Origin of the sequence: Spiractinospora alimapuensis (assembly GCF_018437505.1) — a bacterium.
GTDB classification, from domain to species: Bacteria; Actinomycetota; Actinomycetes; order Streptosporangiales; family Streptosporangiaceae; genus Spiractinospora; species Spiractinospora alimapuensis.
In genome coordinates this window covers 5,376,715-5,389,582 of the sequence record NZ_CP072467.1, presented here as the reverse complement: position 1 = coordinate 5,389,582, position 12,868 = coordinate 5,376,715, and the positions used below count along the sequence as shown (strand labels likewise).

15 protein-coding genes and 1 tRNA gene are annotated in these 12,868 nt (G+C 67.5%); 6 read left to right on the top strand and 10 right to left on the bottom strand.

Going from position 1 to position 12,868, the window contains the following annotated elements; translation table 11 throughout:
* Positions 1-37 precede the first annotated feature (37 nt).
* Positions 38-1,069 (bottom strand): methyltransferase, encoded by a 1,032-nt coding sequence (locus J4H86_RS25080; RefSeq protein ID WP_236540787.1) that lies wholly within the window; start codon positions 1,067-1,069, stop codon positions 38-40.
* Between the two features lie 310 nt (positions 1,070-1,379).
* A complete protein-coding gene (locus J4H86_RS25075; RefSeq protein ID WP_236540786.1) occupies positions 1,380-1,847 on the bottom strand; it encodes a MarR family winged helix-turn-helix transcriptional regulator in 468 nt (155 codons plus the stop codon).
* A gap of 60 nt (positions 1,848-1,907) precedes the next feature.
* On the opposite strand from J4H86_RS25075, the gene J4H86_RS25070 reads away from it, so the two are divergent.
* Positions 1,908-2,360 (top strand): MarR family winged helix-turn-helix transcriptional regulator, encoded by a 453-nt coding sequence (locus J4H86_RS25070; protein ID WP_236540785.1) that lies wholly within the window; start codon positions 1,908-1,910, stop codon positions 2,358-2,360.
* Between the two features lie 62 nt (positions 2,361-2,422).
* On the opposite strand, the gene J4H86_RS25065 is transcribed toward J4H86_RS25070, so the two are convergent.
* Positions 2,423-3,337 (bottom strand): LysR family transcriptional regulator, encoded by a 915-nt coding sequence (locus tag J4H86_RS25065; RefSeq protein WP_236540784.1) that lies wholly within the window; start codon positions 3,335-3,337, stop codon positions 2,423-2,425.
* Positions 3,338-3,444: 107 nt separating this feature from the next.
* Here J4H86_RS25065 and J4H86_RS25060 point away from each other — a divergent pair, with 107 nt between their 5' ends.
* A complete protein-coding gene (locus J4H86_RS25060) occupies positions 3,445-4,851 on the top strand; it encodes an MFS transporter (protein WP_236540783.1) in 1,407 nt (468 codons plus the stop codon).
* Positions 4,852-4,896: 45 nt separating this feature from the next.
* Here the strand turns inward: J4H86_RS25060 and J4H86_RS25055 are convergent, their stop codons facing one another.
* On the bottom strand, positions 4,897-5,418 hold the full coding sequence (locus J4H86_RS25055) for a helix-turn-helix domain-containing protein (protein ID WP_236540782.1): 522 nt from the start codon (positions 5,416-5,418) through the stop codon (positions 4,897-4,899).
* A 120-nt stretch (positions 5,419-5,538) separates the two neighbouring features.
* Here J4H86_RS25055 and J4H86_RS25050 point away from each other — a divergent pair, with 120 nt between their 5' ends.
* Positions 5,539-5,844, top strand: coding sequence for a hypothetical protein (locus tag J4H86_RS25050; protein WP_236540781.1), 306 nt, complete (start codon positions 5,539-5,541; stop codon positions 5,842-5,844).
* A 390-nt stretch (positions 5,845-6,234) separates the two neighbouring features.
* On the opposite strand, the gene J4H86_RS25045 is transcribed toward J4H86_RS25050, so the two are convergent.
* The 4 genes from J4H86_RS25045 to nadD form a co-directional block, all read right to left on the bottom strand.
* Positions 6,235-6,307, bottom strand: a tRNA-Ala gene (locus J4H86_RS25045).
* A gap of 77 nt (positions 6,308-6,384) precedes the next feature.
* Entirely contained in the window at positions 6,385-7,011 is a 627-nt protein-coding gene (locus J4H86_RS25040; RefSeq protein ID WP_236540780.1) for a histidine phosphatase family protein, read from the bottom strand.
* Positions 7,004-7,378 carry a ribosome silencing factor gene (gene rsfS / locus J4H86_RS25035; protein ID WP_236540779.1) on the bottom strand — a complete coding sequence of 125 codons (375 nt, stop codon included), beginning with the start codon at positions 7,376-7,378 and terminating at the stop codon, positions 7,004-7,006. Before rsfS ends, J4H86_RS25040 begins: the two co-directional genes overlap by 8 nt.
* 23 nt (positions 7,379-7,401) lie before the next feature.
* The gene (nadD, locus tag J4H86_RS25030; protein WP_394356417.1) at positions 7,402-8,013 is read right to left on the bottom strand and encodes a nicotinate-nucleotide adenylyltransferase; all 612 of its coding nucleotides are present in this window, start codon (positions 8,011-8,013) and stop codon (positions 7,402-7,404) included.
* A 192-nt stretch (positions 8,014-8,205) separates the two neighbouring features.
* On the opposite strand from nadD, the gene J4H86_RS25025 reads away from it, so the two are divergent.
* Complete coding sequence (locus J4H86_RS25025; protein WP_236540777.1) at positions 8,206-9,258, top strand: M48 family metallopeptidase; 1,053 nt, start codon at positions 8,206-8,208, stop codon at positions 9,256-9,258.
* A gap of 54 nt (positions 9,259-9,312) precedes the next feature.
* Here J4H86_RS25025 and J4H86_RS25020 read toward each other — a convergent pair whose 3' ends face one another.
* Positions 9,313-10,572 carry a glutamate-5-semialdehyde dehydrogenase gene (locus tag J4H86_RS25020; protein ID WP_236540776.1) on the bottom strand — a complete coding sequence of 420 codons (1,260 nt, stop codon included), beginning with the start codon at positions 10,570-10,572 and terminating at the stop codon, positions 9,313-9,315.
* A gap of 131 nt (positions 10,573-10,703) precedes the next feature.
* Here J4H86_RS25020 and J4H86_RS25015 point away from each other — a divergent pair, with 131 nt between their 5' ends.
* Complete coding sequence (locus tag J4H86_RS25015) at positions 10,704-11,276, top strand: Uma2 family endonuclease (protein ID WP_236540775.1); 573 nt, start codon at positions 10,704-10,706, stop codon at positions 11,274-11,276.
* Here J4H86_RS25015 and J4H86_RS25010 read toward each other — a convergent pair.
* Positions 11,273-11,890, bottom strand: a complete 618-nt coding sequence (locus J4H86_RS25010) for a class I SAM-dependent methyltransferase (RefSeq protein ID WP_236540774.1) — start codon at positions 11,888-11,890, stop codon at positions 11,273-11,275. The genes J4H86_RS25015 and J4H86_RS25010 overlap by 4 nt on opposite strands.
* A 192-nt stretch (positions 11,891-12,082) precedes the next feature.
* Between J4H86_RS25010 and J4H86_RS25005 the strand changes: the two genes are divergently transcribed.
* Entirely contained in the window at positions 12,083-12,757 is a 675-nt protein-coding gene (locus tag J4H86_RS25005) for a peptidoglycan-binding domain-containing protein (protein ID WP_236540773.1), read from the top strand.
* Positions 12,758-12,868 lie beyond the last annotated feature (111 nt).

Below are 12,868 nucleotides of genomic sequence, written 5' to 3'. Positions count from 1 at the left end.
AATTGGAGGACCGAGGCTAGGTAGTCGGATTCGATGGTCAGATGGGCACGGCCTCGAGCATCACGTAGCCGTACGGCGCGGACGGCAGTGGGTGGACGATCATGTCGAAACCCGCCGCGGACAGCAGCACGCGGTACTCGGGCTCGGCTCGTCGACGCCCTCCCAGACTAACGACGGAGTTCAGGTCGTCGACATAGACGTCGGCGGGCATCGATCCGTCAACGGTCGGCGGAAGCATCTGCTCGATCAACAACAACCGGCCGTTGTCCGGGATGACCCACCGACAGTTGTCGAGGATCGTCGAGACGTGCTCGTCGTTGGCCCAGTTGAACAGCACGCTCTTGCACACGAACACGTCTCCGACCGGCACCTCGGTGAAGAAGTCCCCGGTCCGGACCTCGCAGCGGTCGGCGACACCAGCCTCCGTTAGCAGCCGTGGGGCGAGAGCGGCCCCGTTGTCAGTGTCGAAGACTGTGCCGCGGAGATGTGGGTGGGCGACGATCAGGGCAGCGGCGAGAGCGCCGCTGCCCCCGCCGATGTCGACGAAGGTCGAATACTGCCGAAAGTCAAACGCGTTGACGACGAACGGGGCCACGGCGCGCGTTTCGTCAATGAGGGCCTGGTCAACGTGGTCGCGAATCTCCGAGCCCTCCGCGTACCCGGTGTAGGTCATGTAGTCAGTGCCGAAGGCACAATCAAACGCGGATTCGCCGGTCCGAATCGCCTGGTCGAGGATCGGCCACGCCCCCCACATCGACTCGTCGAGTATCACCATGGCACTGTCGTGCTGGGACCCCGGAACCCCCGGCAGGAGAAGCCGTCCCCGCGGAGCCAGCGCGAAGGACCCTGGCATGGTCTCGACGAGCACCTCAAGTGCGGCCAGTGTGCGCAGCATCCTGATGAGTGAGGGTTCGTGGGTCGAAGTGACACGCGCCAACTCGGCGGCCGTCACCGTGGACTCGCCGATCGCCGCCGGAATCCCCAGTTGGAGCGCCGCTCTGATCGTGAACGCCGGCATGTAGCCGGTGATCATCCCCATCAGCTCCTTGTCCAGCGTGCCACTCGACATACGTTCCTCCCGGCTGGTTGTTGTGATGTGACTGTCGCCCAAGGGGCTCGCTCGACCGACTCACAGACGAGCAACGGGAACAGGTTAGGCAAACCTATTTAACTGACTGACGGTCAGTCAATACCTGATCGCTTGGATCCCCCGACCGAAGGCACGATCGTCAGGCGCGCGGCCAGACGCGACCGATGACCTTCGCCATTGAGAACCCGCTCGCGATCTCCACGGCCTGAACGCGGCCAGCGGTGAAGCACTGCCCCACACCACAACGAGGCACCGACGCATCCACCTCCCCTGACATCGAACCCCGGAGTTAGTTGGATCCTCGTGGCCAGGCGTCCACGAAGCGGTCGAGGAGCACCGCCAGCGTCCGGGCCTCCTCGGCGGTGAACCCGCCGAGCGCGTCGGCGACAGCACGTCGGCGCCTCGCGCGCACCGCGTCCACCAGTTCCTGTCCGGAGTGTGTCAGGCGAAGACGCGTGTAGCGCGAATCCCGCGCATCGGAGCCGTGTTCCACCAATCCGTCGGCGATCAGCTCCCTCGTGAGGCGGCTGGCGCGCGGTCGGTCGACACCGATCGCCTCGGCGACCTCCGAGATGGCCAGCTCTCGAGGCGCACCGTCCAGCGCGTCCAGGTAGCGGAACCGCGCCGCGTCCGCCGCTCCCCTGGCCGCCGCTCCGTCCTCCGCGGCGCGTCGGTGTAACCGCCGGGCCTGCTGGTCACGTCGGATGCGCACCAGCGCGCCCTCGATCGCCTCCACGGGTGCACGGTCGGACGACATCCCGCCACGATACATCAGTTGCTAGTTGACAACCATCAAACCAGGAGACACATTGGTTGTATGAATACAACTGTTGATAGCGATCGCAGCGACGACGAGACCCTTCCTCCGATCGGTCTGCTACTCCGCACACTGGACCGCCGCATCGACGCGTGCTTCGCCCACGCGGTGGACTCCCACGGCATCACCCGACGTCAGTGGCAGCTCCTCAACACGCTCGCCGGCGGCCCCACGTCCCGGGCGACGCTGGCCGCGGCAGTGGCCCCGTTCCTCACACCACCCGCCGAGGAGACGGTGCTCCCCCACCTCACCGCGCTCGTCGCCGAGGGACTCGTCCACTTCGACGACGACACATACTCACTGACGACGAGCGGCACACGGGTCCTCACCACCGTCGCCGCCGAGGTGCGGGCGATCCGCGAGCGGTCGGTGGCGGGTGTCCCGGCGGAGGACTACGAACGCACGGCGCGGACTCTGCGCACCATGATCGACAACCTGGAGGTCGTCGGATAGCCGAGCTCCGACCCCGGCCCGTGGCCCGCATCGTCAGAGGAGCCGCGGGGCGCTTTCCGCCGTCACTGGTCGCGGCGTAGGTCGGCGATGCGCTCCCGTAGGGCCGCGACCACGGCTTCGATGCGGGGATTCTCGGCGGATCCTCGGCGCATCGCGAGGAGGATCCGGCGGCGGGGAACGTCGCGGCCGGCGAGGGCGATCTGGTTGACGTTGGGGTGGGAGATCGTCATGGCGATCCGGGGGACGGCGGCGATGCCGAGGCCGGCGGCGACGAGCGCGGTGACGGCGGTGAGTTCCTGGGCGTAGTGGGCGACCCGGGGTGAGTACCCGACCGCCCGCGTCGCGGCGAGGAGCTCCGCGTAGGAGTCCTGGTGCGACTGGCCCGTTATCCACTCCTCGTGCGCAGCGTCCACCAGGGCCACCCGTTCGCGGTCGTTGAAAGGGTGGTCATGCGGGATGAGGAGGTCGATGGGGTCATCCATGAGGTCGCAGACGTCGATGTGGCTGTCCTCGATCCGACTCGTCGCCTCCTCCGCGACGAAGAGCCCGACGTCGATCGCGCCCGACTCCAGGGCGACGAGCACCTCACGTGAGTACGTCTCCACGACCAGGGGCCGCAGACTCCCATGCCGCGTCCGCAACTGGCTCACCGTCGGTGTGACGAGGGAGGAGATGCCCGTTGGGAAGCTCCCGATCGTGACGGGACCGCACAGTTGTCGAGCGGCGGCCGCCGTGTCGCTGAGGGCGGTCTCCCACTGGGCGTTCAGCGCGCGGGCGTGGTTCACCAGGCGCTGACCGGCCGGTGTGAGGCGCACCCGCCGCCCCTGCCGTTCGAGCAGGTCGATATCCAGCTCGGCGGCGAGCTCCTTCAACTGCTTGGAGACTCCGGACGGGCTTCGGTAGAGGGCCTCGGCCGCGGCGGTGACGGTCTTGTACTCGCTCACGGCGATCAGCAGTTGGAGCCGAGCGTCAATCATGCACCCATGGTGCATGAATTCGGTGAAAAATTGAACCTGGAATTCATTTCTCGGCTGCCGTAGGACTGGACTGTGTCCCCAGATCCCCACCGAGCAAGGCGGCAGCGATGACAGAGGTAGCCCAGCGGAGAGCCATCCCCCGGAGCCTCTGGGCCATCTTGGGGCTGTTCGCCATCGTGATGACCCTCGGCGGCTCGGACATGACCAAGGTGACGGTGGCGCTGCCCGCCATCGGCGAGGACCTGGGACTCGGCCCCCTCCAGGCGCTCTGGACCGCGGACGTCTACGCACTCACCGCCGGAATGATGATCATCCCGGCCGCGGTCCTCGCTGACCGGTTCGGTCGCAAACGCCTCTACCTGATCGGGCTCGGCATCGCCATCTCCGGCGCGATGGTGGCGGGTGCCACCTCGGTACCGGAGATGCTGCTCCTGGCCCGTGCCGGGCAAGGTGTCGGTGCGGCCATGTTGATCGCCGGAACAGTGGCGATCATCCGGGTGACCTTTCCGGGCCTGCGACTGCGCGCCGTGGCCTACGGGGTCTGGTCCGCGAGCTTCGGCGTCGGCTCTGCCCTGGGCCCCCTGCTCGGAGGTGGCCTGGTCGAGCTGGCCGGCTGGCGGTGGGTGTTCTGGATCAACGTGGTGCTGTTCGTCCTCTGCGTGGTGCTCGCCCGAGCCGTGTTGGAGGAGTCCCACAACCCCGACGCCCCCAGCCTCGACGTCCCGAGTGCCGTCTACTCCGCCGTCGCCGTGGGGCTCCTCGTGGTCGGCCTCAAGGGGGCGGCGCAGCCGGACTCCACCACCGCCCTCAGCGCCGCGGCGATCGTGGCGGGTGCCGTCGTCGGCGTCGTCTTCCTGGCCCGTCAGCTCCGACTCGCGCGCCCGTTCCTGGACGTGCGCCTGTTCACGAACCGTCTCCTGGCCGCCTCGACCGCGACGATCGCCGCTACCACCGGCATTTTCAACGGGGTCCTGTACGTGTTGACCCAGCGTCTCCAAATCATCGACGAACAGTCGGCGGTGGAGGCGGGGATCACCCTGGTCCCCCTCGCCGCGGCCTGCGCGGTCGGGGGCCTGCTGGGCCCGGCGTTGCAGCGCGGTCTCTCCCCACAACACGTCATCGTCACCGGCCTGGCCCTCGCTTCCGGTGGCGCCCTGTTCGTCATGAACGGGGCCACCCAGACCGTGGCGATGGTCCTGCTGGGGCTCGGCGCCGGGATCGTCATGGCCATCGCCGCCAACGCCCTGATGAGCGCGGCCCCCCACCATCGCACCGCCGACGCCGGAGCCATCCAGGAGAGCGCGTTCGCCGTCGGCGCCGGCGCCGGCATCGCCACCGTCGGAGCACTCGCGATCTTCCTGGGCACACGCGAGACGGCGCGGATGAGCCTCACCGCCATCTACGGCCCGGGAGCCGAGGCCGCCATCGGCCTCGGCGCGTTCCTCTACACGTTCGTCGCGATCGGCGCGGGCCTCACCATCCTCAGCACGAGCCGCGAGGACCTGAACGCTTGAGACGGGGCACACTTCCCTGGTCGCGCGCCCGCCGCCTCGGCCACCTCAGGCGTCAGGGAGCAGGACCGTCGACAGGGTGACTCGCCGCTTCCCGGGTTTCGCTTCCCGGTAGTCCGCCAGGAGAGCGGCCAGCCCTTCCTGGAGGGCGGCGAGATCGTCCCCGTCGACGTGCAGGACGGTCTGCGCGGCACCGGACAACGCGAGGAGGTCCGGGTCCGCGGACTCGAGGAACCGGTCGAGCTGACCACTGAGCTGGGCCAGGAACACCAGATAGATCTGACGCATCCCGGCCGGACCGATGGCCGCGACCTCCTCCTGATCGCCGTGCGGCGTTCGTGGCCCGAGCGCGAGGGTCCGTTCGACGGCCCCGCGGACCCGTCGCTCGGCGACGACGGTGAGGACTTCGGCGTCGAGGAGCGCGCCCACGTGCCGGTAGAGCGTCGCCGGTGTGACGTCCGGCAACGCCTCACGCAACTGGGAGGTCGTGCGTTCACGGTCGGCGAGCTGGTGCAGGATGCGCAACCGCACCGGGTGCATCACGACGTCGGCGATACGAGGCTGGGACATGGAACCAATCATGCCACTTGCGATTATTATCAAAATTGATAACGTTGGGGTATGGCGATGGTGCGAATACTTCAGAACCCCGCTCGCCTTCACATCGCATTTGAGGGCTGGGAGCGCTACATGAGTCTCAGGTCGATGGTGGAGGTGCCTTTGGGGGATGTGACGGGGGCGATCTCCGAGCTCGGGTGGACCTCGGAGGTGCTCGGTTGGCGCAAGTTCGGGCTCGTTGTCTCGGGGTTCGTGAAGGTCGGAACCTTCACCCACCCGAACGGCACGCGAAGGCTGGTGGCCATGCGGCGGAACGTGGCGCTGTTGCGGGTGCGGCTGGAGCACCCGGAGTTCGACGAAATCCTGGTGAGCACGCCGGACGCCCCGTCACTGGCGAACGCTCTGGACCCTGTGACCGGCCTGTCGTCGAGCTCTTAGGCGGGGATCCGAGCCGTCCCGACGAACGCACGACCCCGGTCGGCGCCCCTGGACAATCAACGGGGTGATGAGTGGGAGCAGCACGGACGTTGTCATGCCCGGGCGAATGTCCCCCGGGCGGCCGCAGCTACCTCACAGGGCCCCAACACGGTGAGTCAGCGATCCAGGTTGCGCTGGCCCGGCGCGCAACGCCTAACGAAGGCCCCCGAGCACGTCGGCCCAAACCATCCGAGGCAAGGGCAACAACCACCCCACCAGGCCCCCAACCCCGTCCGACAACAACCAACGTTGCCACGCGGGGGGCACGGGGGGTCGCCCCCCCGACAAGCACAAACGGGACGACCCCGCGAGGAGGCCGAAGGCCCCCGAGCAGGGTCGTCCCGAGTCTCGTGGAGCTATGGGGATTCGAACCCCAGACCTCCTCCATGCCATGGAGGCGCGCTACCAACTGCGCCATAGCCCCGTGGGTGTCCGGTTTTGGGGTGGCCCCCGTGCGGACTCCCCTTACTTTAGCGGACTGTGGGCGTGGAGTCGAAACGGTTAGCGGTCGTCGCTGAGGATGCGTTCTTCGGGGAGGCTGGCGGCGTTGTGTTCGAGGAGTCGCCAGCGGCCGGTGGCGGAGGGGCCGAGGACGGACCAGGAGCAGTTGCCGAGAGGGCCGAGGCTTTCTCGGTGTTCTGGTGGGAGGCCGAGGAGGGTGGTGATGCCGGCGCGGATGGCTCCGCCGTGGCTGACGACGACGAGGAGTCCGTGTGGGGGGATGGTGGCGAGTCCGCGGTCGACGGCTTGGGCGACGCGTTGGCCGACGTCGTTCATGTCCTCTCCGCCGGGGACGTTGAACTTCGCGTATTCCTCGGGCCAGCGGGCGATGATGTCGTCGCGGTTGAGGCCTTCCCATTCACCGGCGGAGCGTTCGCGTAGTCCGGGGTCGGTGTTGGGGGTGAGGCCGGTTTCGGCTTCGAGGGCTTGGGCTGTGCTGGCGGCTCGGCTGAGGTCGGAGGTGACGATCCCGTCGGGTTTGAGGCGGGCGAGCATGCGCGCGGCGTGGGCGGCTTGGGCGGCGCCGACCTCGTCGAGTGGGATGTCGGCTTGGCCTTGGAATCGTTTCTCGGCGTTCCACCGTGTTTGGCCGTGTCGCCAGCACAGCACACGTCGTGTTTCAGTCACCGCTGGAGTTCTTCACTGGCAGTGGGATCTCGGGGCAGTCTTTCCAGAGGCGTTCGAGTCCGTAGTACTCGCGGTCCTCGTCGTGTTGGATGTGCACGACGATGTCGACGTAGTCGAGGAGGACCCAGCGGCCGTCTCGTTCGCCTTCTCGTCGTACGCTCTTGGCTCCGGCGGCGCGCAGCCGGTCCTCGATCTCGTCGACGACGGATCGGACCTGGCGGTCGTTGGGTGCGGAGCAGAGGACGAAGGCGTCTGTGATGACGAGCTGGTCGCTCACGTCGTAGGCGATGATGTCTTTGGCGAGCTTTTCGGCGGCCGCTTCGGCGGCGACGTTGACCAGCTCGACGGCTCTTGGAGTTGCGGTCACGGGACGGTTGGTCCTCCTGGGTCTCAGTGTCGGTAGAGCCCGGTCTTGTTGATGTAGTGGACGATACCTTCTGGCACGAGGTACCAGATGGGTTCTCCCTTGCGTACCCGCTCTCGGCATTCGGTAGAGGAGATGGCGAGCGCTGGGACTTCCACGAGGCTGACACGACCGGGGGGAAGCCCCGCGTCGTCGAGCCGGTGGCCGGGTCGGTTACAGCCTACGAAATGCGCGAGCTGGAAGAGCTCGTCGGCGCTGTTCCAGCTGAGGATGTTGCCGAGCGCGTCGGCGCCGGTGATGAAGAAGAGTTCGGTGTCGCGCCCGTAGTGGTCGCGGAAGTCGCGCAGGGTGTCGATGGTGTAGGTGGGGCCGGTCCGGTCGATCTCGGCGCGGCTGACGACGAAGCGTGGGTTGGACACGGTGGCGATGACGGTCATCTGGTACCGGTGCTCGGCCGGGCTGACCTCGCTGTCGTCCTTCTGGTAGGGCTTGCCGGCGGGCACGAACACCACCTGGTCGAGGCCGAACAGTGAGGCGGCCTCGCTGGCGGCGACGAGGTGGCCGTGGTGGATGGGGTCGAAGGTGCCACCCATGATCCCGACTCGCCGCGGTTGTCTCTTCGTGTCTTCCTCGGACACCCGTTGTCTCCGTTCGCCGCGTGGTCCGTGTCCGTTGTCGGTCACGGCCTCCCGTTCCCCACCAGAGGGTAGGCGGTGTTTCTGGTGCTTAGGGGCGGCGGGGCGCGGTTCCGAACCGCCCGATGATTTTCACGTCATATCTCGTTGGCCGAAACCGTGGCGTGGACGAACCATCACGCATAGCATGCCCATATGGCCACAACACCCGATCGCACCCGCGTCCGGCTCTCCGATATCTCCTCCCGCGCCTACGAGCATCCCGCCGACCGCGGCGCGCTCGTGGCACTGCGTTCACTCAAGGGGTTCGATGAGCTGTTCAAGCGGTTCACCGGGGTTCTGAGTCGGCGTTCGCTGCGACTACTCCACCTGGCCAGTGCGGTCCGGGCGAGCGAACGCCAGTTCCCGGAGCTCCACGACTACGTCCGCGACGCAGCCTATGTGCTCGACATGAAGGACGTCCCGGAACTCTACGTCCGTATGGACCCTCGCCCCAACGCCATGGCGATCGGGATGGACAAACCGTTCATCGTGGTCACCACGGGCCTGTTCGACCTGTTGGATCCCGAGGAGCAGCGTTTCGTCATCGGCCACGAGGTGGGGCACATTCTCAGTGGTCACGCGGTCTACCGCACCATGCTCATCTTCCTGATCAACCTCGCGGCGCGGGTCGCCTGGGTGCCCTTCGGCTACATCGGACTGCGCGCCATCATCCTCGCTCTGGAGGAGTGGTTCCGTAAGTCGGAGCTGTCCTGCGACCGTGCCGGCGTGCTGGCGGGACAGGACCCCGAGGCGGGCAAGCGGGCCCTGATGAAGATCGCGGGTGGGTCCCGGTTGGCGGAGATGAACAGCGACGCCATGCTGGAGCAGGCCCGCGAGTACGACTCCAGCGGCGACGCGCTGGACAGTGTGCTAAAGCTGTTGAACATGTCCGGTCACACCCACCCCTTCGCCGTGATCCGGCTCGCCGAGCTGGACCGTTGGCTGAAAGACGGCTCCTACCAGCGGATCCTGGACGGGGAGTACCCGCGACGGGATTCCGACCGGGACGCGTCCATCGGTGAGGAGGCCCGTGAGGCGGCCAACTCCTACAAGGAGTCGTGGGAGCGCAGCTCCGACCCGCTGGCGGGGACGGTGCGCGACTTCTTCGGCAGTGCGGCCAACGCCGGTGGCAAGCTCTTCGACACGGTCGCCGACCGGTGGAAGAACGCGGGCCGGCGGGACTCCGACGGCACTCCCAGTTCCTGACACGTTGTCGGGGGGCGGTCCGGGCTCCGGGCCGCCCCCGACCTTTTCCTGGGCTCAGGGGCGGACGTGCCCGTCTCCGGTGATGACGTACTTGGTCGAGGTCATCTCCGGCAGCCCCATCGGGCCGCGGGCGTGCAGCTTCTGGGTGGAGATACCGATCTCCGCGCCGAACCCGAACTCGCCGCCGTCGGTGAACCGGGTGGAGGCGTTGACCATGACCGCGGCCGAGTCCACCTGCGCGACGAATTGGCGTGCCGCTGAGGTGGAGTCGGTGACGATGGCCTCGGTGTGGCCGGTGGAGTATCGACGGATGTGTTCGACCGCCTCGGCCAACGAGTCGACCACCCGCACGGCGAGGTCGTGCGAGAGGTACTCGGTGGCCCAGTCGACCTCGGTGGCCGGCGTGGCGGAGCCGATGATGTTGATGGTGCGCTCGTCCCCGTGCAGGGTCACACCGCGCTCCGTCATCGCGGAGACGAGCCGGGGCAGGAACTCCTCGGCGACTCCTCGGTGCACGAGCAACGTCTCGGCCGCGTTGCACACCGACACCCGCTGCGCCTTGGAGTTGAGGGTGATGACGAGCGCGTTGTCGAGGTCGGCGGCCTTGTCGACGTAGACGTGGCAGTTGCCCTCACCGGTCTCGATGACCGGAACCGTGGACTCGGTGACCACCGACTGGATGAGGGTACGCCCGCCACGCGGGATCAGAACGTCGACGAGACCACGGGCCCGCATGAGGGCGTGGGCGGACTCACGACCGGTTCCCGGCACCAGCTGCACGGCGTCCGCCGGGACGTCGGTGTCGGCCAGCGCCGCCCGCATGACCTCGACCAGCCGGGTGTTGGACGTGTAGGCCGAGGAGGAGCCACGCAACAGGGCGGCGTTGCCGCTCTTGAGGCACAGAACCGCGGCGTCGACCGTCACGTTGGGCCGGCTCTCGTAGATCACCCCGACGACGCCCATGGGGACACGCACCTGACGTAGTTCGAGTCCGTTGGGCAGGGTGCTCCCCCGCACGACCTCCCCGACCGGGTCCGGGAGCTCGGCTACCTCGCGGACCGCGTCGGCGATGGCCTCGACACGGTCGGTGCTGAGGGCGAGCCGGTCGATCATCGCCTCCGGCTGACCACCCTCGCGGGCCCGGGCCACGTCCTCGCTGTTGGCCTTGACGATGGACTCGGCGTTGGCCACCAGCGCGTCGGCGATGGCGAACAGCGCGGCGTCCTTCGCTGCTCGGGCCAGCGGAGCGAGCTCGTGTGAAGCGCGCTTGGCCCGCGCAGCGACCTCGTGGACCTCGCGCTCGGTGTCGGTCATGATCTTCTCTCGTGGGCTCGACGGAGTGAGGATTGTTCAACAATAGTATGTCGGCGCCGCTCGGCGTGGAGGATCCAGCGCGGTTGTCAGAGCGGGTCGCTAGCATGGTGACTGACGGTAGGGAGGTTGGCGTGACCACACTCTTGGACCAACTCAGCGCGAAGGTACATCAGCTCGCGGATCAGCTTGACGGCTACAAGGTCGAGATCGTCGGGGGAAGCATCATGATGAGCCCGGTCCGACCGGTTCACGGTAAGACGATCGTCCGGCTGTGGACCGAGCTGGAACCTCAACTGAATCCGGAGTGGGCACTGGTCACGGATGTGGCTTCCCCCATCGCCATCGCGGACTCGGAACTGTGCCCTGACCTGGCCCTCATACCCGAGATCGAGGCTGCCAAGAACCTCAGCAAGTTCGCGCCCGACCTGATGGAACTCGCGATCGAGGTCGTCTCCCCAGGCAGTGTTCGCCGGGACTATCACGAGAAGGCGCGTCTCTACGCCCAGGTCGCAATCCCGGTCTATGCCATTTTCGACCCGTACGCAGCGCTGTGTACGGTGCACCACGCTCCAGACGGAGCGGGGTACACGCGCACCGAACGCGTCGCCTACGGCGAGCGAGTGACGCTGCCCAGCGCCCTCGGAGAGCTCGGTGTGGACACCGCGACGCTACCGATCGATCCCGGGACGCGGACCGACCCCTAACCGTCCGTCGGCTTGTCCCAGAGCAGGGAGTAGCGCCACAGCAGGTGGCGGCGGTAGCGGACGCCGGGGAGTTCGCGGGTGGCGATCCGGCGCACCTCCCCCCAGCTGATATCGCCGTCCATGATGGGCATCCCCTCAGGGGCGCTGACCCCTCCCCTGCGCCAACTGAACCACTGGTGGGCGACGAGTCCCGCCCCGGAGACGATCCAGTCCGCGGGAGTGCTGTTCTTCGCCAGACCCACGATGAAGAGACGACCTCCGGGGGCGAGGAGGCGGCGCATCGCCGTCAGAGCCGGCTCCAGCCCGATCTGGTGCACCGTGGTGACCGAGCAGACGAAGTCGAATCCGCCGTCCGGCAGCTCGGTCCCGGCTGCCTCGACCACGTCGGCCCGCAGGAAGGACACGTTCTCCAGGTCCCGCGTGGCGGAGCGCGCGGTGGTGATCATGGCGGGGGTTGGGTCAACCCCCACGACCTCAGTGGCGCGATCGGCGAGTTGGCGTGCGAGCAGGCCGTCACCGCTGCCCACGTCGAGCGCACGTTCGCAGCCGGTGGGAACGGCGTCCAGGACGAGCGGCTGGTAGTGGATGTTGTGGTTCCAGTAGGGGGGAGTCACGCCGGGCAGTCTAGACCGGGCCGTCGCGACCCCACTCCCCCGGCACCAGCGAACCGGACGCGCCGCCCCGCGTTCGGTTCACACACCACTCCACGACGTCCGTCAACGGTCAGTAGCCGAATGGGCGCCAACCGTTCCCGGATGGAAGGGCGTCCTGCCCCGTGTCACAGTCGAACACATCGGGGAGAGACGATGCCCGTATTGACCACCAAGCGCAGGATTCTCACCTTCTCTGGCCTCGGCCTCGCCGGCGCAGCGCTCGTCGGCATGGCCACGATCCCCAGCGCCATGGCCGAGGAGAGGCCGATCGATCCGGCCGACGCTCCGGGCATCATGGATCGTCCCTGGCCGGAGTACCCCAACGACACCGACCAGCACCCGAACATCTACGCCGGCACCGTCATCCTCGGGGCCGAGTACAACAGCGACGGAATCCCCTATTGGCAGGACGACCCGACCGACACCTACTCCGAGGATCTGGCGTCGGCCGTGGAGTACTACCAGCTCGAGGAAGGGTTGGGCGAGCACGGGGAGATGAAGGAGGAGTTCTGGGGTCACCTGGACTCTCTCCAGTTCGACACCAGTGTGGAGACTCCCGACTGGGGGCCTCGCGTTGGCCCGGACTTCTACACCAACGGCGACTCCGGTGCGGGCGTCGAGGCCCTCCAGTACCTTCTCTTCACGCAGGGCTACTTCGACAAGGAAGACGACGTCGATGGCCAGTATGGCGGAGACACCACAGCGGCGGTGAAGGAGTTCCAACGTGACCACGTGTGTGAGGAAGTGGAGGACGAGGCAGCGGCACAGCAGTGCGACGACGGACTCGTCGGCACCGTGACCTGGCGCGCGCTCGTCGCCACGGGCTGAACACACCCACGGACCGAGGCCGGGGCGCACGGGATTGCCCCGGCCTCTTCGATGTCCTCTTCCTGGTCCTTTGCCGGCACACGCCGAGGTCCCGGACGCCAGGCCCGCCGG

Coding starts and splice junctions, on each gene's coding strand:
- J4H86_RS25080 (WP_236540787.1), bottom strand. CDS start 1,069: ATGTCGAGTGGCACGCTGGACAAGGAGCTGATGGGGATGATCACCGGC.
- J4H86_RS25075 (WP_236540786.1), bottom strand. CDS start 1,847: ATGTCGTCCGACCGTGCACCCGTGGAGGCGATCGAGGGCGCGCTGGTG.
- J4H86_RS25070 (WP_236540785.1), top strand. CDS start 1,908: ATGAATACAACTGTTGATAGCGATCGCAGCGACGACGAGACCCTTCCT.
- J4H86_RS25065 (WP_236540784.1), bottom strand. CDS start 3,337: ATGATTGACGCTCGGCTCCAACTGCTGATCGCCGTGAGCGAGTACAAG.
- J4H86_RS25060 (WP_236540783.1), top strand. CDS start 3,445: ATGACAGAGGTAGCCCAGCGGAGAGCCATCCCCCGGAGCCTCTGGGCC.
- J4H86_RS25055 (WP_236540782.1), bottom strand. CDS start 5,418: ATGTCCCAGCCTCGTATCGCCGACGTCGTGATGCACCCGGTGCGGTTG.
- J4H86_RS25050 (WP_236540781.1), top strand. CDS start 5,539: ATGAGTCTCAGGTCGATGGTGGAGGTGCCTTTGGGGGATGTGACGGGG.
- J4H86_RS25025 (WP_236540777.1), top strand. CDS start 8,206: ATGGCCACAACACCCGATCGCACCCGCGTCCGGCTCTCCGATATCTCC.
- J4H86_RS25020 (WP_236540776.1), bottom strand. CDS start 10,572: ATGACCGACACCGAGCGCGAGGTCCACGAGGTCGCTGCGCGGGCCAAG.
- J4H86_RS25005 (WP_236540773.1), top strand. CDS start 12,083: ATGCCCGTATTGACCACCAAGCGCAGGATTCTCACCTTCTCTGGCCTC.